The sequence below is a fragment of the Mucilaginibacter sp. CAU 1740 genome, assembly GCF_039839285.1.
Taxonomy (GTDB): Bacteria; Bacteroidota; Bacteroidia; order Sphingobacteriales; family Sphingobacteriaceae; genus Mucilaginibacter.
In genome coordinates, this window is record NZ_JBDOQS010000022.1 from 22,169 (window position 1) to 44,762 (window position 22,594).

22 protein-coding genes and 2 pseudogenes are annotated in these 22,594 nt (G+C 41.6%); 8 read left to right on the forward strand and 16 right to left on the reverse strand.

Annotated elements, in window-relative coordinates; genetic code table 11:
- Nucleotides 1-320 precede the first annotated feature (320 nt).
- Complete coding sequence (locus AAFN85_RS31180; protein ID WP_347531889.1) at nucleotides 321-1,178, forward strand: sugar transferase; 858 nt, start codon at nucleotides 321-323, stop codon at nucleotides 1,176-1,178.
- Nucleotides 1,179-2,685: 1,507 nt separating this feature from the next.
- Here the strand turns inward: AAFN85_RS31180 and AAFN85_RS31185 are convergent.
- Nucleotides 2,686-2,967, reverse strand: a complete 282-nt coding sequence (locus tag AAFN85_RS31185; RefSeq protein ID WP_347531890.1) for a hypothetical protein — start codon at nucleotides 2,965-2,967, stop codon at nucleotides 2,686-2,688.
- Nucleotides 2,968-3,183: 216 nt separating this feature from the next.
- On the opposite strand from AAFN85_RS31185, the gene AAFN85_RS31190 reads away from it, so the two are divergent.
- Nucleotides 3,184-3,459: a helix-turn-helix transcriptional regulator gene (locus AAFN85_RS31190; protein WP_347531891.1), complete on the forward strand. Its 276-nt coding sequence runs from the start codon at nucleotides 3,184-3,186 to the stop codon at nucleotides 3,457-3,459.
- A 355-nt stretch (nucleotides 3,460-3,814) separates the two neighbouring features.
- On the opposite strand, the gene AAFN85_RS31195 is transcribed toward AAFN85_RS31190, so the two are convergent.
- Both AAFN85_RS31195 and AAFN85_RS31200 read right to left on the reverse strand, forming a co-directional pair.
- Nucleotides 3,815-4,075, reverse strand: a complete 261-nt coding sequence (locus AAFN85_RS31195; RefSeq protein ID WP_347531892.1) for a helix-turn-helix transcriptional regulator — start codon at nucleotides 4,073-4,075, stop codon at nucleotides 3,815-3,817.
- A 55-nt stretch (nucleotides 4,076-4,130) separates the two neighbouring features.
- The gene (locus AAFN85_RS31200) at nucleotides 4,131-4,430 is read right to left on the reverse strand and encodes a hypothetical protein (RefSeq protein WP_347531893.1); all 300 of its coding nucleotides are present in this window, start codon (nucleotides 4,428-4,430) and stop codon (nucleotides 4,131-4,133) included.
- A 48-nt stretch (nucleotides 4,431-4,478) separates the two neighbouring features.
- On the opposite strand from AAFN85_RS31200, the gene AAFN85_RS31205 reads away from it, so the two are divergent.
- Complete coding sequence (locus tag AAFN85_RS31205; protein ID WP_347531894.1) at nucleotides 4,479-4,736, forward strand: hypothetical protein; 258 nt, start codon at nucleotides 4,479-4,481, stop codon at nucleotides 4,734-4,736.
- A gap of 413 nt (nucleotides 4,737-5,149) precedes the next feature.
- On the opposite strand, the gene AAFN85_RS31210 is transcribed toward AAFN85_RS31205, so the two are convergent.
- From AAFN85_RS31210 to AAFN85_RS31260, 11 genes and pseudogenes are all read right to left on the reverse strand, one after another.
- Nucleotides 5,150-5,566 (reverse strand): DUF4236 domain-containing protein, encoded by a 417-nt coding sequence (locus tag AAFN85_RS31210; protein ID WP_347531895.1) that lies wholly within the window; start codon nucleotides 5,564-5,566, stop codon nucleotides 5,150-5,152.
- 39 nt (nucleotides 5,567-5,605) lie between these two features.
- Nucleotides 5,606-6,421 (reverse strand): annotated as a pseudogene (locus AAFN85_RS31215) (DUF4407 domain-containing protein).
- 77 nt (nucleotides 6,422-6,498) lie between these two features.
- Nucleotides 6,499-7,686 (reverse strand): PepSY-associated TM helix domain-containing protein, encoded by a 1,188-nt coding sequence (locus AAFN85_RS31220; protein WP_347531922.1) that lies wholly within the window; start codon nucleotides 7,684-7,686, stop codon nucleotides 6,499-6,501.
- Nucleotides 7,574-8,566: pseudogene (locus AAFN85_RS31225) on the reverse strand (TonB-dependent receptor); the annotation flags it as partial. The pseudogene AAFN85_RS31225 and the gene AAFN85_RS31220, both read right to left, overlap by 113 nt.
- Nucleotides 8,567-8,602: 36 nt before the next feature.
- Nucleotides 8,603-9,421: a hypothetical protein gene (locus tag AAFN85_RS31230; protein WP_347531896.1), complete on the reverse strand. Its 819-nt coding sequence runs from the start codon at nucleotides 9,419-9,421 to the stop codon at nucleotides 8,603-8,605.
- Nucleotides 9,422-9,462: 41 nt separating this feature from the next.
- Nucleotides 9,463-10,032, reverse strand: coding sequence for a carboxypeptidase-like regulatory domain-containing protein (locus AAFN85_RS31235; RefSeq protein WP_347531897.1), 570 nt, complete (start codon nucleotides 10,030-10,032; stop codon nucleotides 9,463-9,465).
- A 171-nt stretch (nucleotides 10,033-10,203) separates the two neighbouring features.
- Nucleotides 10,204-10,623 carry a DUF6326 family protein gene (locus tag AAFN85_RS31240; RefSeq protein ID WP_347531898.1) on the reverse strand — a complete coding sequence of 140 codons (420 nt, stop codon included), beginning with the start codon at nucleotides 10,621-10,623 and terminating at the stop codon, nucleotides 10,204-10,206.
- A 5-nt stretch (nucleotides 10,624-10,628) separates the two neighbouring features.
- Nucleotides 10,629-11,336: a DUF4386 domain-containing protein gene (locus AAFN85_RS31245; protein ID WP_347531899.1), complete on the reverse strand. Its 708-nt coding sequence runs from the start codon at nucleotides 11,334-11,336 to the stop codon at nucleotides 10,629-10,631.
- A 794-nt stretch (nucleotides 11,337-12,130) separates the two neighbouring features.
- Nucleotides 12,131-13,291: a hypothetical protein gene (locus AAFN85_RS31250; protein ID WP_347531900.1), complete on the reverse strand. Its 1,161-nt coding sequence runs from the start codon at nucleotides 13,289-13,291 to the stop codon at nucleotides 12,131-12,133.
- Between the two features lie 51 nt (nucleotides 13,292-13,342).
- Nucleotides 13,343-13,966 carry a response regulator transcription factor gene (locus AAFN85_RS31255; RefSeq protein ID WP_347531901.1) on the reverse strand — a complete coding sequence of 208 codons (624 nt, stop codon included), beginning with the start codon at nucleotides 13,964-13,966 and terminating at the stop codon, nucleotides 13,343-13,345.
- 1 nt (nucleotide 13,967) lies between these two features.
- Nucleotides 13,968-15,221 carry a histidine kinase gene (locus tag AAFN85_RS31260; protein ID WP_347531903.1) on the reverse strand — a complete coding sequence of 418 codons (1,254 nt, stop codon included), beginning with the start codon at nucleotides 15,219-15,221 and terminating at the stop codon, nucleotides 13,968-13,970.
- Between the two features lie 433 nt (nucleotides 15,222-15,654).
- On the opposite strand from AAFN85_RS31260, the gene AAFN85_RS31265 reads away from it, so the two are divergent.
- From AAFN85_RS31265 to AAFN85_RS31285, 5 genes are all read left to right on the forward strand, one after another.
- Entirely contained in the window at nucleotides 15,655-17,154 is a 1,500-nt protein-coding gene (locus AAFN85_RS31265; protein WP_347531904.1) for an IPT/TIG domain-containing protein, read from the forward strand.
- A 272-nt stretch (nucleotides 17,155-17,426) separates the two neighbouring features.
- Nucleotides 17,427-17,642, forward strand: a complete 216-nt coding sequence (locus AAFN85_RS31270) for a hypothetical protein (RefSeq protein ID WP_347531905.1) — start codon at nucleotides 17,427-17,429, stop codon at nucleotides 17,640-17,642.
- A 217-nt stretch (nucleotides 17,643-17,859) separates the two neighbouring features.
- Complete coding sequence (locus AAFN85_RS31275; protein ID WP_347531906.1) at nucleotides 17,860-18,162, forward strand: nuclear transport factor 2 family protein; 303 nt, start codon at nucleotides 17,860-17,862, stop codon at nucleotides 18,160-18,162.
- A 1,207-nt stretch (nucleotides 18,163-19,369) separates the two neighbouring features.
- Nucleotides 19,370-20,299, forward strand: a complete 930-nt coding sequence (locus tag AAFN85_RS31280) for a hypothetical protein (protein ID WP_347531907.1) — start codon at nucleotides 19,370-19,372, stop codon at nucleotides 20,297-20,299.
- Between the two features lie 206 nt (nucleotides 20,300-20,505).
- A complete protein-coding gene (locus tag AAFN85_RS31285; RefSeq protein WP_347531908.1) occupies nucleotides 20,506-20,643 on the forward strand; it encodes a histone H1 in 138 nt (45 codons plus the stop codon).
- Nucleotides 20,644-21,032: 389 nt separating this feature from the next.
- Here the strand turns inward: AAFN85_RS31285 and AAFN85_RS31290 are convergent, their stop codons facing one another.
- On the reverse strand, nucleotides 21,033-21,353 hold the full coding sequence (locus AAFN85_RS31290) for a hypothetical protein (RefSeq protein ID WP_347531909.1): 321 nt from the start codon (nucleotides 21,351-21,353) through the stop codon (nucleotides 21,033-21,035).
- A 129-nt stretch (nucleotides 21,354-21,482) separates the two neighbouring features.
- Nucleotides 21,483-22,274: a PKD domain-containing protein gene (locus AAFN85_RS31295; RefSeq protein WP_347531910.1), complete on the reverse strand. Its 792-nt coding sequence runs from the start codon at nucleotides 22,272-22,274 to the stop codon at nucleotides 21,483-21,485.
- Nucleotides 22,275-22,594: the final 320 nt, after the last annotated feature.

The following is a 22,594-nucleotide window of genomic DNA, read 5'->3' on the forward strand; positions in this document are numbered from 1 at the left end:
AAAAAATGCCGGTTTCCCTAGTAAGAAATTTGTCCATGCACCGCTCATATTGGCGGTAGTACGGGAATATGTGATAAGAAATACACTGTGTACTAAAAAACGTTCAGGAGCAAAGGATGACTTTGCGATTTACCTGTGTTTAAGGAAAATAAAAAATAAGAAATGGAATATTGTGCTATGATAATCGATGTAATTATGATGATTATTATTTATTTATAACGAAACCTCATCCGCTGTTCCATTTGGTTTAGTTGTTGTATCAGAAACCATAAGCAAGTGAGTTATTGACGCCTTATTTGTGATCTGTAATAACGCTATCTATGCCAAAAATCTTCAAAAAACATTTCGCAGCTGTACATCTGAACCCGGCTACCGATCTGACCAAGGTGCTCCGGGAATACCGGGAGGACGATCAGGGTGACATCTTAAGTGTCGCTTACAAAAACGAAGCCCTTGATACAGAGCTTTGTATCGATACTGCCGTAGTCGAACCTTCTCAAGCGGAACCGTTTTTTTCTTCTATTTTTATTGGAAAAGAGGGAATAGAGGAATTCAGGAATGCTGTCCCTGTAACGGAACATGTGTCCATCAAGCCTGAGACGGAGGTTTGGAAAAGAGTGTTCGACATTGTTTTCAGCATCGTATTGATGTTGTTGGGATTCCCGGTTTTTGCTGTTATTTATGTGATCACGAAAGTATCCTCCCCTGGGCCTGTATTCTACCGGCAGGAGCGGGTAGGTAAAGATGAGCGGCCATTTCATATTTACAAGTTCAGGAGCATGTATGTCGACGCCGAAAAATTTGGCCCCCAGCTGTCGAATGCGCATGATCCCAGGATAACCAAATGGGGGAGGGTGATCAGAAGGACCCGGCTTGATGAATTACCTCAGTTTTGGAATGTCCTGAAAGGAGATATGTCCGTTGTCGGGCCCAGGCCTGAGCGCAGTTATTTCATCGACAGGATCGTGGAAACAAATCCCGAATATAAAAGACTTCACCGGATTCGGCCCGGGGTAACTTCCCTTGGGCAGGTCTATTATGGTTATGCCGAAAGTGTCGGAGAAATGTGCGAAAGGATGGAATACGACCTTCAGTATCTGCAAAAACCGAACATCCGCGCCGATATTCAAGTTATCCTCCGCACAGTAAAAGTAATGGTTCAGTGCAAAGGAAAATAGGTCGGACTCAATACTGTCGACATTATAAAGTTTTGTCTTTTTATGCCGTATGGCCTTCCAAGGTCCTTCTTTAAATCATCGCCATCTGATTGATAAAACGACCAAAAAAGTTTCCAAGTAGCGACTTAAGAAATGTCTATCAGGCTTTGTCCATTTCACGGGACCGGATCTTCGCTATCCTCTTTTAAACCAAGGATTCCACGCCCATATACCTAATAACTGATTAGGAAATATTGAAACACGGTGATAAGCCGGCTAAAAAAAGGAATCAAGGCTTTGATTAACGTTCATTTTCGTGGCATTCCAGCAAATATAAGCTGTATATCCTAAAATAATCTGAAAGTTTTTCTCCAACGATATAAGGCGCTTCGCGCATCGGGAAGTGTCAGGAAGTAGGGGTCACAAACTTTTATATAAATTGATAATTAGCCATGAAATTCTGCTGACCCTTTTGTCGGATAGCAACTATCTGAGCCTCCCTGGATCGTTAACGTAGGAATAGCAATTTCTTCTACCACTTAGCCGCGCACGCAACTCATCATACTTTTTTCTCGGACGGTTCCCATTTAAATCACTTTTTATAACTATTGATAGTTATGGCTACCCAATCGGGATTTTAAAATTTTTTGCCGTTACGTAAAGCTCGGAGTGTTCAAACCAGCCCGCAGGACTCAACATCGAACTAATTGTCTCAATGAATTTTCGGGATGTATTTTACTTATCGAAAGTAAGTTATGAGAGGAAAAAAACTGGACAAGTGCCGAATTATCGGACTTGTCCGTTATGGTGAACTCTAATGGGGCTTGAACCTGTAGAAAAAACATTAAACAATTAAAATTACCTTTTCTCTGTTGCTAAAGCTCATCATCAAATAGAACAGTGTTTTCAGGTTCGACTCAAAACAGGATAGATATTCCGAAATCGGCCTTATTCATCAAACAGAACTGCGAACCTTTTAAGGTCATCTATAAATTGGTTCGTGTAGGCTACGGGATTGGGTACTATTTTAGGCAAGTTGTCAACTATATTGACAATTATTCGTATGGAACAATAATCTTAAAAGCAAACGATACGTGATCAATAAATGAAGTTTATTTAGCCGACTATGTTGCAATTGTAACAGCTAAGCATTGTGCAGTTAGAAAGCAGGTTTACACAACGGCTTCATAATTTAGAGATAAAGAAAAGCACCATTTAGATTTATCGTATAAATGGTTATTTAGCCATGATTTTTCCGATCGTCATTCTTGCCGACCTTACGCTCGTCATTCATCTGATTTGCTTATCGACGAACTGGATCAGTATCTACAATGCAATCAGTAAGGGGCTATCAGCATCCGAATCGCGAAAGAACTTATACCTTAAAAATGCCCTTTAAAGTATAGTATTATCCGTATCTTAGTCGTTGAAAACAGTAAAAGGTTTGCTGTGTTCGCAAAAGTTAATTTAACCCTTCGGCCTCGCAATTCCGAGGGGTTCTTTGTCTGACAAATCCCCCAGCAAATATTTATTTTAAATAAGCTTTATTAAGTTCTCTAAGGGGTTTCACACTAACTTTTAATTTGATTTCATCGGATAGTTCGATTGCGTGGGAAATAGCTTCGAGTAGTTCAGGGTTAATATAGCTACCGGAAAGTTGCACCAATTGTTTAGTCATGATGCTCCTGTGCGCCAGTAAGTAAGTAGTTTCAGTGATTTGGATCAGAAAGGTAAGGTAATGTTTTGGATCGGCAAATAGTTCAACATCAAACTGAAACCTCTCATCGTTGAGGGTTCCGTTTAGAAACATATTAGGGGATTTTTCACAAGATACGTATTTAAACGAAACCAGCATAAGCTAATTTCACGGTGAGACAATTTTGCCTCTTTTTGAGTAAGAAATGCACACCAAATACACAGAACATGCCCTAATGAAGCGTCCATTGATACGGTATTAAAATTGCAATAATAATCATGTGCCCGCTGGTCCCTTTGTAAGGGTTGTTATAAGGGTAAATGCGAACAAATGGACAACATTATAATTCAAAAGACAAAGAAGATTACATCGAATATCAGGAGCATCAGAGAACATAAAGCCTATTCACAAGATTACCTGGCTGCAAGGATGCAAATATCTCAGAATGCCTATAGCAAGATAGAATTAGGGCATACCAGGCTTACGGTTGAGCGATTGCTGCATATAGCGCACATATTTGACATGCAAGCCTTGGATATTATCAATTACAGGACGATGAATGCATTCGACAAAAAGGCAGAAAATGAAATGGTGTTAGTCGGTTAACGCGCTAATTATATCTTGAATTGTCGAGATCTTTGAAAGCGAATACAAACTCTTTTTTTGGGCCGTTAACGAAACAAAGATTTCATCGTTATATATAAGATAAAACCTATCGACGGTCATCGATGTGCGTATCTCGTACCGGATGTCTTCGCAGTCAGAGTAAGAATAATTTAAACTTATCAGTTCCGCCTGTGACTGCATCCTTTTTCTAAGATCATAAAGATTGACGATGCAGGTGTCATGAGGTGAAAGGATCAGCTTTTTGCAGTAGATCTGCAATTCGAGGATTAAAGGGTTTAAAGGCATTTTAAAGTTAAACTCAATGATCTTCATTTCATCCTGCGGCTTTCAAAAACTATATAACTAAACGCAATATAGGTAATTTGGGAATATCAAGTGTAAGCAGCGACGCAGTATCGATTTGGAAAATGAAAGCGATTTCTATAACATTTTGCAATGTTAATGCAATGTTGCCGGCTTCTATGCCAGTATAGGTATCTTGGGGCATGTTCATGATATCCGCCATGTATTCTTCGCTGTAACCTTTTGAGCGGCGGACGGCAGATATATTAGCAAGTACCCCAGAAACTTTCTGTGGAATTAAAGCAAATTGCATGTAGTAATTATCTGGTAGAACATCAATATTTTTTAATATATACACTGACTTTCATTTATTTTAATCCTAACAATTTGTTATGGATGTGTTGAATTGAAGTATTGTTATCAGAAATCATTTTTTTGATCTGATCAATTTCTGTTTTACGTTGTGGTTTGGCAACCAGATGCAAAAGCTTTTTAAACATGGCTCTTTTAAAAAAGATAATCGGTCTTGAGTTTGTCCCCAAATAAGAGCTGATAATCATGATAACAGGGTTTACCATTATACGAGACAGGTGCAAAGATAGTTCTATGAGATTTAGCGCATTAGGTTTATTCCAAACAGCATTACTGGTTGCCTTATCTTCGCTCAAGGCTGGTATAATTCGGTATTTTATGATTTTAAGTTATTCTTACAAAAAATGATTGGCTCGACCCTCCTGGAGATGATAAAGGCCTACCTGTCCCAGGAACTTCCGCCTCCATATAACACCTTTATTTCCATCGAAAACACGGATATTGTCATCAGTCTTCCGAGCGACATACAAGACGTATTCATCACTTTTGATTACCTATATCGCATCATCGCCGATGATTTAGGCGGCATTCCAAACTTTAATGTAAATATTATCCTGAGAACTCAAAATGAAAGCCGAAGCTTTCAGATAGGTGCCAATTGATGAAAGGAGCATTTGAACGCTATTTGGCAGTCTCCATTTAACAGTAGGCGTAAATCAACGTGCAAAAAATAATTGCTAAAAGGTCATTCTGGAAATATCGTATTCTTTAAAAGCCAGCTCATATTCGCTATTACGAACAGTAAGCCAAACCTATTTTATTAGGCGAAAGCAATCCCTTCGCTTTAAAACTTCTCTATAAATCTATTTAATTTGATCTACTTTAGAGCATTTCGCTATATTTGATACGCCAATTATAAACCGTTATAAGAAGATCTAACAACTAATAACGGTGATAATTAACATGCCTGCTCCCCGACCTAACGAACAAACGTGCCATTGTGGTGCCCCACGTTCCAGTTTCCAACGTATCCGAAGATCTTTCTTAATGAAAACGTTCTTTTTCTGGCTGCCGATCAAGCGCTATAAATGTATGAAATGTTGGCGGAAACATTGGTTTTTAGCTTAGGGGGTGTTATCCGACGACAGAGCAGGCAGCAATTCTTCGACGCCGTTTGCGACAGCTCATCGATAAACCCCTTTGAATCCGTCTCTGTCAGCTGCCCAATCGATGCAGATGCGATGTTGTGCACCAGCTCGTACCTGGCAGGAACTACAGCAGGATTACCGGACCGCATGGGAGACGATGCTTGAGCAGAACCGGAAATTTTTTGGCGGTAACTGATACCGTGGGAACTCAGGTTTACATAGGTGCCTTTTGGACCGAAATTCACCCGTGCGCCTTTGACGCCAACAGAATAACTGATGCCGCTTTTTGAAAAACTGACCCGGAATGGCCCTGAACCCAATGATTTACGATAAGACCAGCCCATAATTTGATAGGTGATAAGGTTTAGGTTAACGTTGTTTTTTTATATTGCTGGCGTTTGCATGCCCAGCAGTTTCAATTTCCTTTTCTGCAGCTCCATATGATGCTGTATTTTAACATCATAGTCCGTTTCGAGATGGCTGAGTTTGTTCACCAAAATAAATATTTCTATCCCGAGCAGCAGTAAAAACCACAATAGCCAGACGACAAGTGCAGGCGGAGATTGGCGTAAAATACCGGCCATCAGTTTTAGTTCATAGAGAAAACCGGTATTTGCCTTGGCCTGCTATTCCACCTCCTCCCGGAGCTTAACGATGCGGTCGTCATAACGCATCTTGATATCTCTGAGGTCTTTGATCTGCTGATCTAAGGCAACGATCAATGATTTTTTGGGATTTTCAACAGAATTAACCACATAAAATGTTTTAGTCACTATTTTTGTCTGTGTAACCGGCGTTTTGGTGATTGAATCAATGGTGGTGGTAGATGCAGGAACAGGTCTTGTCTCCTTGCTTTCCATCTGTACAAACGGCGTCTTATCTACCTCTGTTTTCAATGCTTTTTGTCCTGCTTCTTTTTGGCTAAGAGTCGAATCGATACCTGCGGCCTGCCGTTTTAATTCAGCTTCTTTGGCTGGCATCAGCGAATCTACCTGTGCGTTAATTTCGAAAAGCTGCCGGTGCGCAATATCTTCCCGGAAAATGATTTGATCAATGATGATAGAACCAATCACCGCCATAATCAAAGCGATTGCACCGCGTACCCAATATTTACCCTTCCCCGTTCCTTCCGACATAATGACTTGCCGCTCCACCTGAAGAATAATCAGCATAAAAGCCAGCGCGCCCAGCGCACTCACATACCAGCTGCCCTATAAATACCCTCATCTCATCTTCGTAGCCATTCATTTGCTTTGCTATTGTGAGGGACACCTTTTTAACTATGTTTTCTTGTGCTATTATTTTTCCTGCGCCTTCCCCACCAGATCAGGTAACCGGTTATCGGCAATAAAGCGCAAAACATCGTTGTGACAGAAGCAAGTATTTTATTAGGTAAACCATAAATGCTTCCCGTATGAATGGCATAATTAGAGTTCCGCCATTTCTCCCCAATGGTTTTATGCTCCATGAGGTTTTGGCTTACCAGTATACCTGTATGCTTGTTATAGCCGTAATTGTCAGATTCATCCCAGCCCCCGTGGTCGTTGAAATTGAGAAATACCGAAAACTGGTCGGTATCAGGTTCTTCACCGGAACCAGGCATAGCTATATACAACAGGGTCCAGTTTAATCGTTTGGTTAAAGCATCATGACAAACCGCATCCAGTGGGTCGCCATTTAGATGCCGGTTACCTGCTTGCACCTTTTGTTGATGGGTAAAAACGGTTTTGGGATCATCGCCTAACAGGCGGTAGATGCCATTCGCCCACCAGTCAAAACTCCAGACTAATCCCGTCGCTGCCAATAAAAAGATCAGTAAGTGCGTGTAAAAGCCGCCTAAATTGTGAATGTCATAATTTACGCGCCTCCAGCGGGCACGCCATTTAATGGTAAAACGTTGTTTAAATGCAGCCTTTTTTTTTCGAAACCACAAAACCACGCCGGTGATGATCGAAATAAAGATGATCAGTGAAGCTACGGCGATGAGCCAATGTCCGGCTTTATAGTTCAGCAACAATTGCTGGTGTATAACCCGAAGCAAATGGATCCAATCATAACGCATGTCAATTTTACCCAATACTTTACCATTATAAGGGTCAATATATAACTGGTCCCAGTAAGCATATTCGGAGAAAAATGTGAGCTTGAAGACTGCATTTACCTGGTAGGCAGAGCATACGTAGGCCCTGCGGTCATCTTTTGAGATCAGGATCTCGTTGACTGGCTTTTTAGTACCTAATGAGCGCTGAGCTATTACTCTGATCGCTGATACCGGTTGCTTCTCTTTGCCTGTAGCAAAAGGGTGATTGATATATACGAGATCATGATAATACCAATCCGTCAGTTCTTTTTCAAATACAAATATCGATGCAGGTGCAAGGCTTAAAACAGCACCAGCCCGGCCATAAAGCCGAGCCAGCGATGTAATAGTAATGCTGGTTTTTTGAACATTTTTTGAACGAATAACCTGCGGTTAGCATAAAGTTACGTGGCGCGCCAGGGAAAACACGCTGAAAGCTGAAACCGCCGATCATGTACTCTTTATTGGTTAAATTGTTAACGTTTAGGCCCAATTGGAAACGCTGTACCTTGTAATAAAGTGCACCATTAAATACGGTATAACCGGGAAGTTGAAGGTTGGTATCGTAAGTATTCCGGTGTCCTGAAACCATAGAGTGTCCTAAACCGATACCAAAGCCCTTGAGTGTTCCATCCGGCAAGATATATTTGATCCAGCTGCCGCTAATGTGTTTTGGCCCGTTTTCTTTAGTTCTGCCCACCAGGTGATCAGAGTCACCTTCCACATCTTTGGTGATCTTCGCATCATTGTAAGTATAGCTGATCTGGATGCTCAGGTCTGATGTTACTTTGCCACCTGCTTCCAGTTCAATACCTCTTGAGCGTTCCTGGCCACGTTGTTTCAGCAGGTCCGGGTTGCTCAGGTCGTTGGCGCTAACCAGCACGTTCTTCTGGATGATCTGGTAAACCGCTGTACCCACAAACAGGCGTTTGTTCAGGAACTCTGCTTTCGCTCCGCCCTCTATCAATGAGCTTGTTAACGGTTTAAACGGTCCCCCAACCCTTGGGTTACCAATGGTTGCACCATCCTGTGGCTCAAAACCAGTGGTATAGGTGGCGTAAACATTCACATTATCAGTTACGACATAAGTTAAACCAATACGCGGCAGTAATTTATTTTGTTTTTGGGTAACAGGGATATAAGAATTGGTTGTGGCATCCGCTTTTGGGTATTTGTAAAATTCCTGCCTTAAACTTAATAACAATTGCAGCCTCTTGTATTTAAGTACATCCTGTAAGTAAACGCCCCGGGTAATGTAACGGTCGCCATAACGATTTTCATTAGCCGGATCGAAATGATATTAATTGGTATTCCTTAACAGGTATGACGGATTAACCAGGTTAAATCCTTCAACACCATCGGCAGAACCATAAGCACTGCGATCAAAGCCGATATAGCTTGCAGTGAGGTAATCATAACCGCCCACGATGTTGTGGCTAACAAAACCGGTGTTGGCTTTCCAGGTGAGGTAAGCGCTTACGTTATCGCTTCGTTGTTGCGAACGTACATCATAAAAAGACATATCGATGCTGTCGCGGTTAACGTAACCGTTAATACCGTGTTTATTGCGCTGTTCATCTGCACTTACCTTCAGATAAGAAACGTTGAAATTCAGTTTATCCGTGATCTTTTGACTAAATGATAAAGTTAAAGCCAGGTTCTGCTGGTTCATGAAATCGCCGGGCTGGCCAATGTTGGCGCTTGGCGGGAGTTCGAATATATTATTGGTGTTTTCAGGGAGGGTGATGCCGCGGTCAAACTGCGTTTTGTAGTTGGTATATAACAGGTCAGCGTTGCAACAGGTACCTGGTTGCGGCAAAAACGAGATAGACGGTGTTACTACATAAGCATTGTTGATAATGTTGGTACGGTAGGTATTAGCATTCTGGTAGCCCATGTTTAACCGATATAGCCATTTTTTATCCTGATCCAGTGGCCCCGTTAGGTCCGCCTGGGTACGAATAGTATTGAAACTTCCTGTACTGAACTGGATTGACTGGTGTTCTTCCTCCAGCGGTTTCTTGGTGATCATGTTGATCGTTCCGCCGGGATTGGTATTGGCGAATACAGCTGAAGCTGGGCCTTTGATAAATTCTACTTTCTCGATGTTGACAAGCATTGGGCTTGCACCATAGGTATTGATGGTCCTTAAACCGTTAATCAGGCGACCGTCGCTGCCCGAGTTACGGAAACGCGCATGGTCACGTCATCATAATTGGAAAATTGGGTTACACCGGCCACGTTCTGTATAATATCGTTCAGTTTTACCGCTTGCCTGTCCTGCATCAGTTCTTTGGTTACCGTAGAAATAGATTGCGGGATATCCACCATTTTCATGTCCACTTTAGTTGCAGAGAAAGAGTTGTCGTTCTTGTAGGAACTTTGCTTACGGCCTGTTACCTCTACGGTTTGCAATTCGTTCAAATCTTCCTGTAGGGTAAAATCAAACCGGTTTTCAGTGCCTAGTGTAATGTTAACCTGTTTTTGCTGGCTTTTGTAGCTGATGGCGCTCACCTTGATCTCGATGGTAGATGGGAGCGATCCCTTCAGGCTGTAATGGCCTTCTTTGTTTGTGGTAGTAGCAAAATTCGTATTTAAAATTTTGATGGTCGCGCCGTGGATGGCTGCGCCTTTTTCGTCGTTAACCTGGCCGGTTATGTTTGTAACCTGAGCCATACCTTTTGAGCCGACACTTATTAATAAGAAAAACAGGAGTAAAATTTTCTTCATTTTTATTTAGACTAATTATAAACAATGGCAAATAAATGGAAAGAACCCTTTCTTTACAAAAAAACTTATGGTTTACCCGCTTTTTGTTTGAAAATTAATTCAGATGAAAATGGAGCTTAACTTCTGGTCAATTCAAGCTTGTATCACTGCTTGTATGTTGTTTTTAAAAGCTCATGTTTGCTTTTTGGGCCATGACCATGCATACCCGACAATTGTGCAGGTAATGACGATTTCGATGATACCAAGGTAAATATAGAAAACCATCCACTTGCTGATCGATGTGCCGACCACCAGGATCATGACCAGGGTATAAATGCTGCCTGCCAATAAATTGAATATTCTGTTGACCTTCGGACGAGCTGCCACGCTTAAGAAAATCATCAACGGAGGGATAGATAACAGCACGGCGTAAAGGAGTAGTAGGGTTGGAGTTGTGGAACCTGTGCCGGTTTGTCCTTTCATTAATTCTTCGATACGGCCGGGTACGCAGAGGGTAAAGAAGTCTCCGTAGATGTAGCAGAACATGAGCGCGGTCCACAAGGCCGCGAGCTTTAATTTGACATTGATCTGGAAATCTTGATATTTAGACATAGCTCTTAGTTTTGTATTACTGTTGATATTCTTGATGGTTTTACGCCAGCCACTAATAACCAAAGACAGATACCAATCTCTCCAATCCCGGCGGGTAATGTGCTATAATCGGATAAGGCGCTATTGGCATAGGCGGCATTGAACAGGGATCCAAAAAAATCAATTAGGTAGCCAAAGCAGCCCGTGATCAATACAAATCCAATAAATTTTGGAAGAAAACCCGATCTGATGACGAGATAACCAAGCGGGAGCAGCCAAAGCCCCCAGAAAACATGGTTCAGCTGGTTACCATTTTGATAGTTCTCTAAGGCCCATTTGATCTGCGCTAAAGCTTGATCGGTATTGATCGTGTTTGGCAAGATGCCTTCTTGGATCAAATGGAGTACGGAAAGCTTGTTGGATAAATTGAGGAAAGCGATAGGCACCTGGACGGCTGCAAATGTAATCATGACCCCGGCGATAAATTGATTAACGGGCTTAAACAATCGGTAGAACATCAGGGCGAGTAAAAGGAAGGCGATCCAGCAAAGGATCTCTGTAGCAATGCCGGATTTAAGAAGCGCCGGCGAGCTGATCAGGTTTTCGGCATAGGATAGGTTTTTGTTTTGTGACCTAATGGTCGAAGGGATATATTGCAGATAAAAGGTGCCGCAAATAATGACGATCAGGTATAACAGACCGGCCCAACGGGCGGTTGGGTTGTTTTTATTCATGGTTAAGATTTGCGATTAGATGGTACAATGATTCGATTGTTACAGATAACTGATGGAGAAAACAAATTAACAATAGCACCTTGTCAGCTTAATAGTCCCCATTGATTTCTTCAAGGCAAAGGGAAGCAATAAGAGCATTTTAGCTTTCCACTGGCTGGTAAGGTTAACTTTTACTTAAATAATCCCTGCTTACCGAGTTTGCTGGAAGACATTCTCGACCCTTAAAGGTTCAAATCGAGAAAAGTAAAAAATTGAAATTATAAGAATAGTTTCAAATTCTTCCTTTCTAATTTTCTAACCTGATAGTTTCGGTAAGTCATCGCTACCTATAACTTACCAACTATGCCAATGTGAAAAATCAAGATAAAATGCGAATGATTTACTTTGGTCACCCTCTATAGAATAATCCGAAAGTGGTCATCGTGCGTTAAGTGTTGACTTTTACGCAACTCTTATAAAAGGCCAATAAAACAAAACCGTAATTGTCAATTAGTCTTGATCGTGCGCTCGACGCCAAATACTGAAGAGGGGAGGCCATTTGGTAATATTTCCAATTCAAATCTAAAAGATTAGCGGATCAACCGATTAGTGCAGCTATACGATTTCGGGGTTCTATTACAAAAGGTTAGATGTTCATGAATCTGCCTCAATCATCAAATAAAGTACAAAATCGTTTCAAGTCATCAATAAATTGGTTCGTGCAGACAACGGGATTGAGTAAAAGCCGTAGTCAGGACGAATTTTCGTTCTGACACGGCTTCGCTTTAAATCCAGCTATAGGATAGGTTAGATCATTATTTTCGTTCATAAGAAATAGTGCTGCCATCTGCCGAGGATGCAGTGCAGGTCAGCGTTACGCCGCCATAAGTAACCGATGCTCCAACGCTTAGGGGAGCATCTCGCCGGGTTTGATCATCTGTTTCAATCGGCAATACTTTCATCGGGCCATAGCCATTTGAAATCTTGGTGTCCATGAGATAGACGAGCGGCCCGGCTTTCATAAGATTCTGGTCCTCGGTTAAAGCGCGCCGGTCTTCTACAATTACAGCACTCGTAGCATCAAGTGGAAAAACCAGTAGTTTTGGGCCGTCGGGTAGTTCGACCGGGGTAAGCTTTGCCGAACCACTACCTTGTCCTGTTACTGAGATCACCTGGCTGTCGCTAAACCAGCCTAAAAACCATTTTTCCCAGGCGTTTTGAGTAGGTGCCGTCCCCAAAATGTTGGCCATCAGGCTGAAATCACCGACGAATACCTGTTGGGGCGCCGCATACCGGTAGAGATCCGGCAACCCCATGCAATGTCCAAACTCATGCGGAAACCAAAGGCTGGTAAACACTTTGAGATCCTGCCCGGATGTTACCGCATTCAAAATTACCCTGCCATCCGCCACGATTCCGTTACCAGGCACACCGATGAAGGCCGGACCGTTAAACAATGCCCCGCCATCCGGGTTCGACATGATCACGATCTGATCAATTTGCGAAAAGTCGTATTCCGGATCCGCTAGGTTGACCGCTTCCTGAATGTAGGCTTGGTGCAGGTTAAAAGTAAGAGCGTTCCAGCCATACGCTGTAGAGGGTTTGCTCATACGAAACCACTTGAAAAGAGGTCTGAAGACTACAGTTTGTTTTTCGAAGGATACAGAGCTAAGGAAGTTTTCGGCTCCGGGTGACATATAGCCGAATATGTTTTGGGGAGTTCTCACCGCCTGGGCGTCAGAAAAGTCAACGAAGATTACGGCCACGTTGACGGTACCGGTGGTTTTCTGCCGGTAGCCATCCCGAGGGAAGCCCAGGCCCAGATCATAAGATGGATTTGCATGAGGCAATTTACATGCGCTTCCATCGCCGATCACCAGCTTTTGCTCGTCATTTTTCGCTGGGTCGGCTTTTTTACCGCATGCGGATAGAAGCAGGATTATGCCCAAAATGGGAAGTAAATTTTTTACTTGCATAAATTTTAATTGAGTTAGTGATATGATAGGTGATCTAATTTTATTGCCGTGTCAGCTGAGCCATTTTTTGTCGCCGGCAACTTTGAGCGCATCGGCCTTGCTGTTGACTTCCAGCTTTTGGTAGACGTTTTTAATATGGGTTCTGACGGTTTCCTTACTGATAAAAAGATCAAGCGCGATTTTGGAATAGCTTTTCCCTTCGGAAATTCCTTTGAGCACTTCCTGTTCCCGATCTGATAGCGGAGAGTCCGGCGATTGTCTGAAGGACTGGACTACCATTTTGGCGATGTGCAGGCTCATCGGCGCACCTCCTTCCAGCGCCTCGGCGATATTCCGGATGATATCATCCGTATCGGTATTTTTGACGATGTAGCCACCGGCACCGGCGCAAAGGGATCGGAAAACCTTATCGCTGTCTTCCAGTACCGTAATGATCAGGACAATACATGCCGGGTTGATTTTTTTCAGCCTGCGCGTTCCTTCAATACCATCGATTCCTGGGAGGTCAATGTCCATAAGCACCAGATCAGGGTTATCCTGATTGAAACTAATTAAAGCCTCCTCGCAGGTACCGTACTGTCCGCACAATAAATAACCGGGAGTATTATCAATTATGGCAGCGAAGCCTTCCCGGATCTTGCCGTTATCTTCAATAATTGTAATTCGTTTTTCCATCTTAAACTTGCGTCAATTTATTTACCGGAACGGTAACTTCAATACGGGTCCCACTGGGTTGTCTGGACAAAGCTAGCCCGAAGCCGTTCCGCATGCAGCGTCGTTCCATATTAGCCAGCCCATAGTGTCCGGTTTGCGGATCCGCTTCTTTCCATGATCCGTTATCGCTAAGGGCATAAATGATTTCAGCACCCGGACAATTCATTGTGAGTTCCACTTCGCTTGCCCCCGCATGCTTGACTACATTGGTCATGGCCTCTTTAAAGATAAAAAGTACGTTCAGTGCAGCGGTTGGCCCAAATTGCTGAAAATGACCTTCATCTGCACTGGAAGAAAAGGCGATGTCGAACTGGTTATAATACCGTTGTCCATGGGCGGTCAGATAGCCGAACAGTTCTTTTGGATCGTCACTGTCATGATTGAGGTGCCATAGAAAATCCTTGCTGCTGGCATATAGCGCATTGCTATTATGGATAATGCTAGTGACAATGGGCTGCACGTCGCTGTCGTGGTCCAGTTTCAGCTTTAACAGCGCAGCCTGCCGGGTGATCGCCGACAACATGTTACCCGTTTCATCATGAAAATCGGTAGCAATGTTTTCGCGCATGCTGTTCAACTGTTCAGTGCGGAGTTTAACCGCGTCATCCAGCAGACTGATCTTTTGTTCCTGCAGAGCCTTGAATTTAAGACGGTCCTTCTCCTGATCAAGCTGCAGGTACGCCAGGAAACCACCGAAAAAGATGGTAATGAGGCTGTTCATACCTAAAGCATAAAACGGGCCACCCAATATTGAAATGATTGGGGCTGGCAGGCCCGATTGTACTGTCTTGTAATACAGGAAACCGAAAAAGGCGAGGTTGCCGAAAATGGCCCACCAGCCGTGTTTCTTATCCGCCCATATCGACACCAGCAAGTACATATGGATGATGGCCACATTTGGGGAATGGATCAACCCGGAGTCCTCAACCAGGCCATACATAATCCAATAGCAGGACAGCGCCGATATCGTCATAGGGATACGGTAATGGCTCCATAAACGTATGGAAATGAGCATCACCAGATTAATGAAATCGTTGACCAGGTAACCCATGATAGGCTTGCCCATATAATGGACAACGATTGGGAACAGCAGCATCAGCGGCAACGCGATCAGTGAAGTACTGACTACCACACGGAATTCCTGATATCTTGGGTGGCTTTTATCATCCCGCAGCTCCGGAGGCATACAAATATATACGGCCTGATCAAATGTCATTCCACTAAGATAAGGATGTCAATGCTTGGCTGCGTATCTTACAGTTAAAATACCGCAAATTGGGGGATGGCTGTACAGATAAATGCCAGGTGACTTGCGTCAACAACCTACTTAAATCCTTTGATGACTTTTTTGACGGCAACTTTTTCCGCTTTCAGTATGTCGGTGTGCGATGCGATATGAGCTTGACTGAAAATAAGAAAATTTATGCATATGTTTTTTGGCACCAACTGAAAATACAGAATGATAACTGATATTAATCCTCTGAGGTATTGCAAAGAGAAGGGGAAACTGTATTTCCGATAAAAGAGTTGTAGTGATGATGGCGAAGAGTCCGAAGAGGTTGCTGGATTAAGCCTGGCAGAAAAATCACCCAATTTGCGGGATTGTAATGCAAACAGATTCTCTTTAGCTTGCATCAGATCAACAAACAATGAAAAACTTATTAATTTTCTTATCATTTGTATTATTTGTTTTAAGTGCCTGCAAAAAGGATAATTCATTTAAAAATTCTTCCCCCGCTCGTTTGCAGCAACTGCAGGTTAGTAAAATATCTCCCTCAGATGTTACGGAGGGCATGTTGGTGAGTATTAGCGGAATTGATCTTGGTACTTCTGCTAACGGATTGACAGTGTATTTCAATGACAAACAGGCAATAATACGATCTGTTGAACCGACCAAAATTGAAGTGATCGTTCCAAAAACCAGCAGCGGAGAGGTGACCTTCAAAATGAATGGGACCGCGGTATCGACATCATCTCATCTGACATTCACTTACTACACATCAACTGATTTCCAGAACGACGTGAATTTGACTAATCAGGCCGATATTGACAATTTTGTCGAGACACATAAGGGACAGCGCCTGAACGTCAACGGCAATCTGAGCATCGGGAAATCGAACGAATCCAACGACATCCAATCGGTAACGGGACTTTCAGGTATTATCAACTCCGTTTCAGGACTGATATCCTTGTCTTACCTCCGCATTGCTGATGCCCCGTTTTTAAACACTGTTACCGCTGCAGGTGGTTTACGCGTTGCTATTTGTGATTTTAAATCCCTAAACTTAAGCAGCCTGCAAAAGTTTTCAGGCGATCTTTTTCTATCTGGCTTAAACAAGCTAACCCAGCTGGAAATCAGGAGCCTTGTCACCGTAAATAATTTAGAAATTTCATTTTGCCCATTGATTACGGATATTACTGGCTTAAATACCGTTGAATCTGCAACTTCTGTCAGGATAGGCTTCCTTGGTGTCTCAGCAATCAATATGGAAAACTTGATTTCCGTAACTTCCAATGGCATTAACTTTAGTTTCAACAAAAACCTTAGTGCCATTAATTTCAAGTCATTGAACAAAGTTAATGGACAGCTTTATGTATATGCTTGTCCTCAGTTGTATCAATTAAATTTCAAAGCTCTAAAGTCAGTTTCCGGGAGATTGATGATATACGGTAGCAATATCAGTGATCTAAACGGGTTCGGAGCTATACAGAGCCTGGGTGCGCTAAATTTGACTGCAAACCCTTTGCTAACCACTCTTCAGGGTTTGGAACAACTTAACAGCCTTGAGTTACCTGGAATAACAGGTGTAGTTACAAATGGCGTAATATTTGGTTTGGGAGGCCTGGAAGCCTCGATGGGCGGTATCGCAATCGAATCTAACCCTAAGCTGATTTCATTAAGTGGTCTGCAAAATGTGAAAACTTTAGCTATAGCCAAAATTTCAAACAATCCGTTACTAAATGATCTTTGTCCGCTTAAAAATCCAATACTTAAATTAAAGTCGGCACCGATATTTACCTATACCGAATATAATGTTCCTGCGGGGCAATATCATTATAATCGAACGGTTGCGGCGCTTGATCTTTGGGGTAACGGAACATACACGGATACCGAGGATGAACTTAAAGTGATAGAGCATTGCAATTGATTATCAAAAGAAAAAGCATTTTTATCTCCCAAAGATATCAAAGCTCGTCACCAGCGATGAAATACATTAAATTAATTATGCCACGCTCATCTACGAATAAGGATCATTTTATCCTAAGGTAGATTAGTATGATGGAAGGAACAACACAAAAAAAATATTTTTTTGTAATTGAACCAAGATATCTGGTGTAATGATACGATAGTAGGGTCCTCAATAAGAAGAAATAAAATTGTTTTCGATTGATGTCCCACCCGCTTTTCGCCGAACTCAGCATGAAAATTACCGGAGCTTTAATGCGCCACTATTTTGCATGGTCCGATCCGATCGATATGACTGATGGCAACCTTTTAATAACTGTTGATTACGGCATGATTACCCATTGTGGATCCGGAATGACTGAAAGCCCCAAAGCTCACCGCAAGTACATTGCTGCGTCGTTGTTGGCCGGGTTGGCTTTAGCAACTGCTATTCCCGGTAGAAAGAGATGATTGACACCCGTTTCAAATGATGGAGCAGGTTGGCTCGACATTGGCGAAAATAGGTTTTGCCAACAATTCAGATCACGCATGTAGATAAAGCACCAAGTATTTTTCATTTGTTGATATAGATCAACCTGCTTTAGAAATTTTACGGGTAAATTTGTTTGGAAGTATCATCCGGATCAGTTACTCGAATACCGGCAATTTAAGACAAATACATCTTGCAATGAATGAAGAAACTTTTAGCCAGCTCCAAGAGCTGCATGTTATTGCCTGGAATGAAAAAGACATGTCAAAACGTGACGAAATGCTCAGAAAAATCTATGCGGACGACATCAGAATGTATGATCGGGAATTTACCTTCAACGGTTTAAGGTCAGCTTCCGATTTTATAGGTCAGCTTATAGCAGAAGATCCTGCTTATAAATTTTCTGCGGCGAAGCTCATTGAGCCTCTTCAAAATAGTGCAAGGTTGTTTGGCCACATTCAAACGGCAGGAGGTTTATTGAACAGCATGGACTTCTTTTGATCGAGAACGATAAAGTGAAGGAGTTGTATGCGTTTATCGAACCTGGCAACTAACGTAGAAGAAACGGTTGTATATGTAATTGAAAAGAGTCTATTCCTAGTCAGAAGTAAACTCTTTTTATTCAGCGCGGTAACGTCATTGCTATACGGAAAAGCTGATTGGGTTGAAATAGGTTTTGTACCGCTCAGAGCCAAAAGACTTTATAGCTAAATCATCCTTTGCCCTCCTTCCAAATGTAAGATTTCGCCTGTCATTATATCACTCGTCATCAAACGTAAGATAGCGCATGCGACCTGATCAGACTTGGTTACACATTTAAGCGTCAATTTATCTTTTACCGAATCCACAAATGCGTCCTTTCCGACACCCAATTTTTTTTATAATAACGGCGAATCTGTAGTTTCCGGTGAATCGGTATTTATTCTCCGCAAGGCGAGCTCAAGGGAAAAGCTCCAGCGCAAAGATCGACTGCTGATGATGCGGCGGCCAATATGGCCGTTCCTGGTCCCGGCCTGTCTGCCAGTACGCGTGAAATGTTCCTGCCAGAAGTACCCAATGATCAACCTGCTGAACATCGGACATTGCTTCGTAAATTGTTTCTTTCTCGGTAACATCAGCGTACTCGAATTGTAAGAGAATTTTGAAAGTAATGTTTCAAATGATACAAATAAGGTATTGCAGGAATGGGTGGTCGTATTCGAAGCTAACACTATTTGATCACTTGTTTTAATTATATTACGAGGAAAGACAGGAGCTCTATCTAGTTCCTGAGGATTTTACCGATTTGCTGGAAAAGATGATGCTAATGTATATCCCATTAAACTGGAGCTCGGCCCGGTGACCGTTGCGATAAATGTGACCTGGATAAGCTTGCTTTGTTGAGCCAATATCCCGTGAAAAACGGTTTAAGACTCAAATATTTCCGTTTACTGACATTGCATTGCGCGAAATGACACAGCACAACTCCGCCAAGAAAGCTTAGAAGTGTCGGCAATAACAAAACATGCCAATAACAGAGAAAACATCATTTGTTTAGCTCTGAAATGGTACAATAATATGCAAATTCAGATTTTATTACACAATAATATACACATCTTTAATTCATTGATAATTAAACTTTTGCTAAGGTTTATTTTTGTTGAAATAAATATTACGACATGAAAAATATCTATCTTGTTATTATGTGTTTTTGTATGGGTTTACTTTCATGCAAAAAGAAGGTCAAATCAAAAACTCGAAACCTAACAGTGATTCGACTGCATTTTCTGTAAATTTTACTTTAAACGAATTCAACACGCAAAGTAGCAATGTAAGCCTTAATAGCTTAAAAACGCAGGAATTAGGTGATCAAATAAAATTTCTTGAATATGCAGTTTATCGAGGCGATCCATCTGATGAAAAGTTTGCCTATCAATTACGGAAAAAAATAATTCAGACTTCTAATGAGCCGGGCTTTGGTTCTATTAAAGATACATTATACAACAAAACATATGGTATTTATTTCGTCGGTTCACAAAGTAAGGGTGAAATAAACCCAAGCGAGATACATGGCACCGCTGGATATTATATAACTCACCCCATTTATTATTCTCAAACACCAACATTATCCAGTGACTTGTATTATGCCAGTATCAACACGACAGTAACCACCCCCATCGAAAAATCAGTGGATCTAAAACGAATGGTAAGTTTAGTTACCATTCGAATCAATGATATAATTCCTAACAAGGTTGATAAAGCAGTTGTAACTTACCAGGATTACCCACCGGGATTTGATCTTGCTACAGGCACAGGCAGGCCAAGATTTAGGGAGGATAATTATGACGATGTAAGTTTTACTTATCAGATAAATCCAAGTGACAGAGTTAAGTCAAACTTTAGTGTAAACACTGTTGTGTGGCCGTATAGATACTTTGGCATTACCATTAACTTCTATGATAAGGATGGCAATTTCATTATTGGAAAAGAAATGCCAAAAAATGATGAGAATTTTTTTGTTAATATCAACAGAAACACACACTACATATTTGCAGGTTCTCTGTTCTCAAACCCTGCAACATTTAATATTAATATTGACGATCGATGGAATACACCTATTGATGTCCCTTTTAACGTAAGCCATACAAGCCATAATTAAATAACCAAGCGTAATTTTCACTTGCCTCCGCAAAAAAGCAGCAGCGATAAGTAAATCGGTGACGAGTTTGCGGACACAGTGAGAATAAAAATATTATTTAGCCGCAGGGTTGATGTTGAAATCATATTAGGAGCTGGCGACGTTAGTCTTCTAATCCTCCAAAAAACACCTGATAGCATTTTTCAAACCTCTTTTTGTGAGCTACCGTGAATTCCCTTGTATATTCTGCCAAGTTTTACGAAAAGGGCAACAAAGCCGCAGACATCCGTTTACGTAACGGATTACAACAAATCAAAGTGTTGGCAACGGTATTACGTAAGGAAGTGACTGAACTGAAGAAATAGGCGAGCTAACCTTTCAAAGCATTCTGTATGTAAGGCCATCCGGTGCCGGGTGGCCTTTTTGGGTGTCATTGTAACTTTAGGGATAGCAGCAAGACCACTTGTTATCCTATGACACAATTGAGATTTTGTTGATTTTGACCACTTATTCCAGGATCATAGGCAACTTCATATTGGGTGGCATACCATGCGCGTGTCGATTGTATCTGGTAGCTTTGTATTTTTGCGATGGATTTTTGTGGACTGGCTACGTCTGCAACATCCTGTCCAAATGCCAGCGAAGAGGACGTACCCGAACCGGCTAAACTAAGTCCATCGCTAAAATAAGTTGAAGGCGTGGGGTTTCCGGGCGCTACGTAAAGATAGAAACGAAGAATACCGCGATATTTATTTTAAAGTGCGAAATAATAAGGCGGCGACAACTGAGTAGTATTAAATGTATTATAAACCAGACTCCAGCCATCAGCATGTTTAAAATCAAAGGCTATCTCCGGATTAAACAGTTGGTTACTTCCAGATGCCCAAGGCACCAAAATTGGTGCCGTACCTGCAGGAGTAGGCATGTAATCCGAGTGCTCATAGTCAAAGGTCGGCGTGGGAACTGCCGCACTGGTTTGGGGGGACTTAATTGCTAAAGGTTTTTCTTTTTTACAACCGGAAATGGAGAGCGCCAAAACCGCTGTAATACATAACTTTAGAGTTATTTTTTTCATATTTATCAAGATTTAAGTTTTTAGTTTAGAAAAATAGAAGTCACATTCGCCTATATTTCTTATGGCAAAAAAGTCCAGCAAGCAGGCAGCTTAAATATATAATTGGGTTTTAAAAGCCTTGTTACCTAGCTATTTGAAGGTGCTCACAAGTTGAATTGAACTAAATAGCTGGCACTGAATCAGTGATTGTCCCAAGGTGATATTATCTGTTATAAACCCCCATGAACATCCCGAATCCATACTGGACATAATATCGTATAATTTCCCATTTTGATCTTTAGCAATTAACGTCAAAACGAGAGATCTACTGTCGATCATATTTTTGTTGATAAGGACAGGAGTTGATAGGTTAATATTTATCGCAGTAGTTGAATTATTGGATACCCCAGATAGCAAGGAGCTATCATAAAGCACTTCTGAATTAGTGAGAAGGCCGTTTTTGATGGTTTCACCGGCTTTGTAAACCTGTATCCGCACAAATAAATCAGCCGTAGGGGATTCTGGCCAAACGTAATTGAAATGATCTATCTGGTTCGGCTTTGTGTTCCAGTAAACCTTGTTTAGGATAATGTTTTTCAAAACCCTGTCTTGTACCACTACTGTTTTTGAAAGCGAGGCCGCTTTTCCATCTTTGGCTGTAATCGTCAATGTAACCTTGTAATTGCCGGATTTGGAAAATGATAATCCGACATTGTTTGTTGTCGCAGTCGTGCCGTTACCCAAATCCCATTTAACCGAGGCTACTGTTGTAGAGGTATTTGTTAGCTGTATACTATCACCCGTCCCGATCTTAAATACAACGGTATCCATGTGATTAATGTCAAAGCTGGCTTTTAACAAAGGTTCAGGGGTATTCTGTTTTTTGCAACCAACATTGATCAAGATAAGAGAGCATAAAATTAATATGTAAATCTTTCGCATTGTTTAGGCTTCAATTATTTAAGTTCAATGCAATAATAAGTTAATTGCATTGAATTTCAATATCAATATTGTAACAATATTTACACATGAGTTAATTAACTTAAGAAAAAAGCCCACATCATGTCTCCATCGCGATAGAACTTAAGCTATAGGTTTATTTCAAGTAGAAGCAGCAAATATCAATAATATCGAGTTCCAAACTAAAGCTACTGTGAAAACTCAATCAGCAGCATATAGTTAACCAATATTTTGATTAATAGATGATTTGTCGCAACTGACGAATAGGATATTCGTAAGGATTAAGCGATATCTTCAGGATG

Bases quoted from the DNA above. Each gene is read 5' to 3' on its own strand.
- AAFN85_RS31235 (WP_347531897.1), bottom strand. From the start codon at position 10,032: ATGAAGAAAATTTTACTCCTGTTTTTCTTATTAATAAGTGTCGGCTCA.
- AAFN85_RS31180 (WP_347531889.1), top strand. From the start codon at position 321: ATGCCAAAAATCTTCAAAAAACATTTCGCAGCTGTACATCTGAACCCG.
- AAFN85_RS31240 (WP_347531898.1), bottom strand. From the start codon at position 10,623: ATGTCTAAATATCAAGATTTCCAGATCAATGTCAAATTAAAGCTCGCG.
- AAFN85_RS31260 (WP_347531903.1), bottom strand. From the start codon at position 15,221: ATGACATTTGATCAGGCCGTATATATTTGTATGCCTCCGGAGCTGCGG.
- AAFN85_RS31270 (WP_347531905.1), top strand. From the start codon at position 17,427: ATGAAAATTACCGGAGCTTTAATGCGCCACTATTTTGCATGGTCCGAT.
- AAFN85_RS31195 (WP_347531892.1), bottom strand. From the start codon at position 4,075: ATGCAATTTGCTTTAATTCCACAGAAAGTTTCTGGGGTACTTGCTAAT.
- AAFN85_RS31205 (WP_347531894.1), top strand. From the start codon at position 4,479: ATGATTGGCTCGACCCTCCTGGAGATGATAAAGGCCTACCTGTCCCAG.
- AAFN85_RS31185 (WP_347531890.1), bottom strand. From the start codon at position 2,967: ATGTTTCTAAACGGAACCCTCAACGATGAGAGGTTTCAGTTTGATGTT.
- AAFN85_RS31210 (WP_347531895.1), bottom strand. From the start codon at position 5,566: ATGGGCTGGTCTTATCGTAAATCATTGGGTTCAGGGCCATTCCGGGTC.
- AAFN85_RS31190 (WP_347531891.1), top strand. From the start codon at position 3,184: ATGGACAACATTATAATTCAAAAGACAAAGAAGATTACATCGAATATC.
- AAFN85_RS31250 (WP_347531900.1), bottom strand. From the start codon at position 13,291: ATGCAAGTAAAAAATTTACTTCCCATTTTGGGCATAATCCTGCTTCTA.
- AAFN85_RS31280 (WP_347531907.1), top strand. From the start codon at position 19,370: ATGCAAAAAGAAGGTCAAATCAAAAACTCGAAACCTAACAGTGATTCG.
- AAFN85_RS31290 (WP_347531909.1), bottom strand. From the start codon at position 21,353: ATGAAAAAAATAACTCTAAAGTTATGTATTACAGCGGTTTTGGCGCTC.
- AAFN85_RS31295 (WP_347531910.1), bottom strand. From the start codon at position 22,274: ATGCGAAAGATTTACATATTAATTTTATGCTCTCTTATCTTGATCAAT.
- AAFN85_RS31230 (WP_347531896.1), bottom strand. From the start codon at position 9,421: ATGCTTGTCAACATCGAGAAAGTAGAATTTATCAAAGGCCCAGCTTCA.
- AAFN85_RS31275 (WP_347531906.1), top strand. From the start codon at position 17,860: ATGAATGAAGAAACTTTTAGCCAGCTCCAAGAGCTGCATGTTATTGCC.
- AAFN85_RS31265 (WP_347531904.1), top strand. From the start codon at position 15,655: ATGAAAAACTTATTAATTTTCTTATCATTTGTATTATTTGTTTTAAGT.
- AAFN85_RS31245 (WP_347531899.1), bottom strand. From the start codon at position 11,336: ATGAATAAAAACAACCCAACCGCCCGTTGGGCCGGTCTGTTATACCTG.
- AAFN85_RS31255 (WP_347531901.1), bottom strand. From the start codon at position 13,966: ATGGAAAAACGAATTACAATTATTGAAGATAACGGCAAGATCCGGGAA.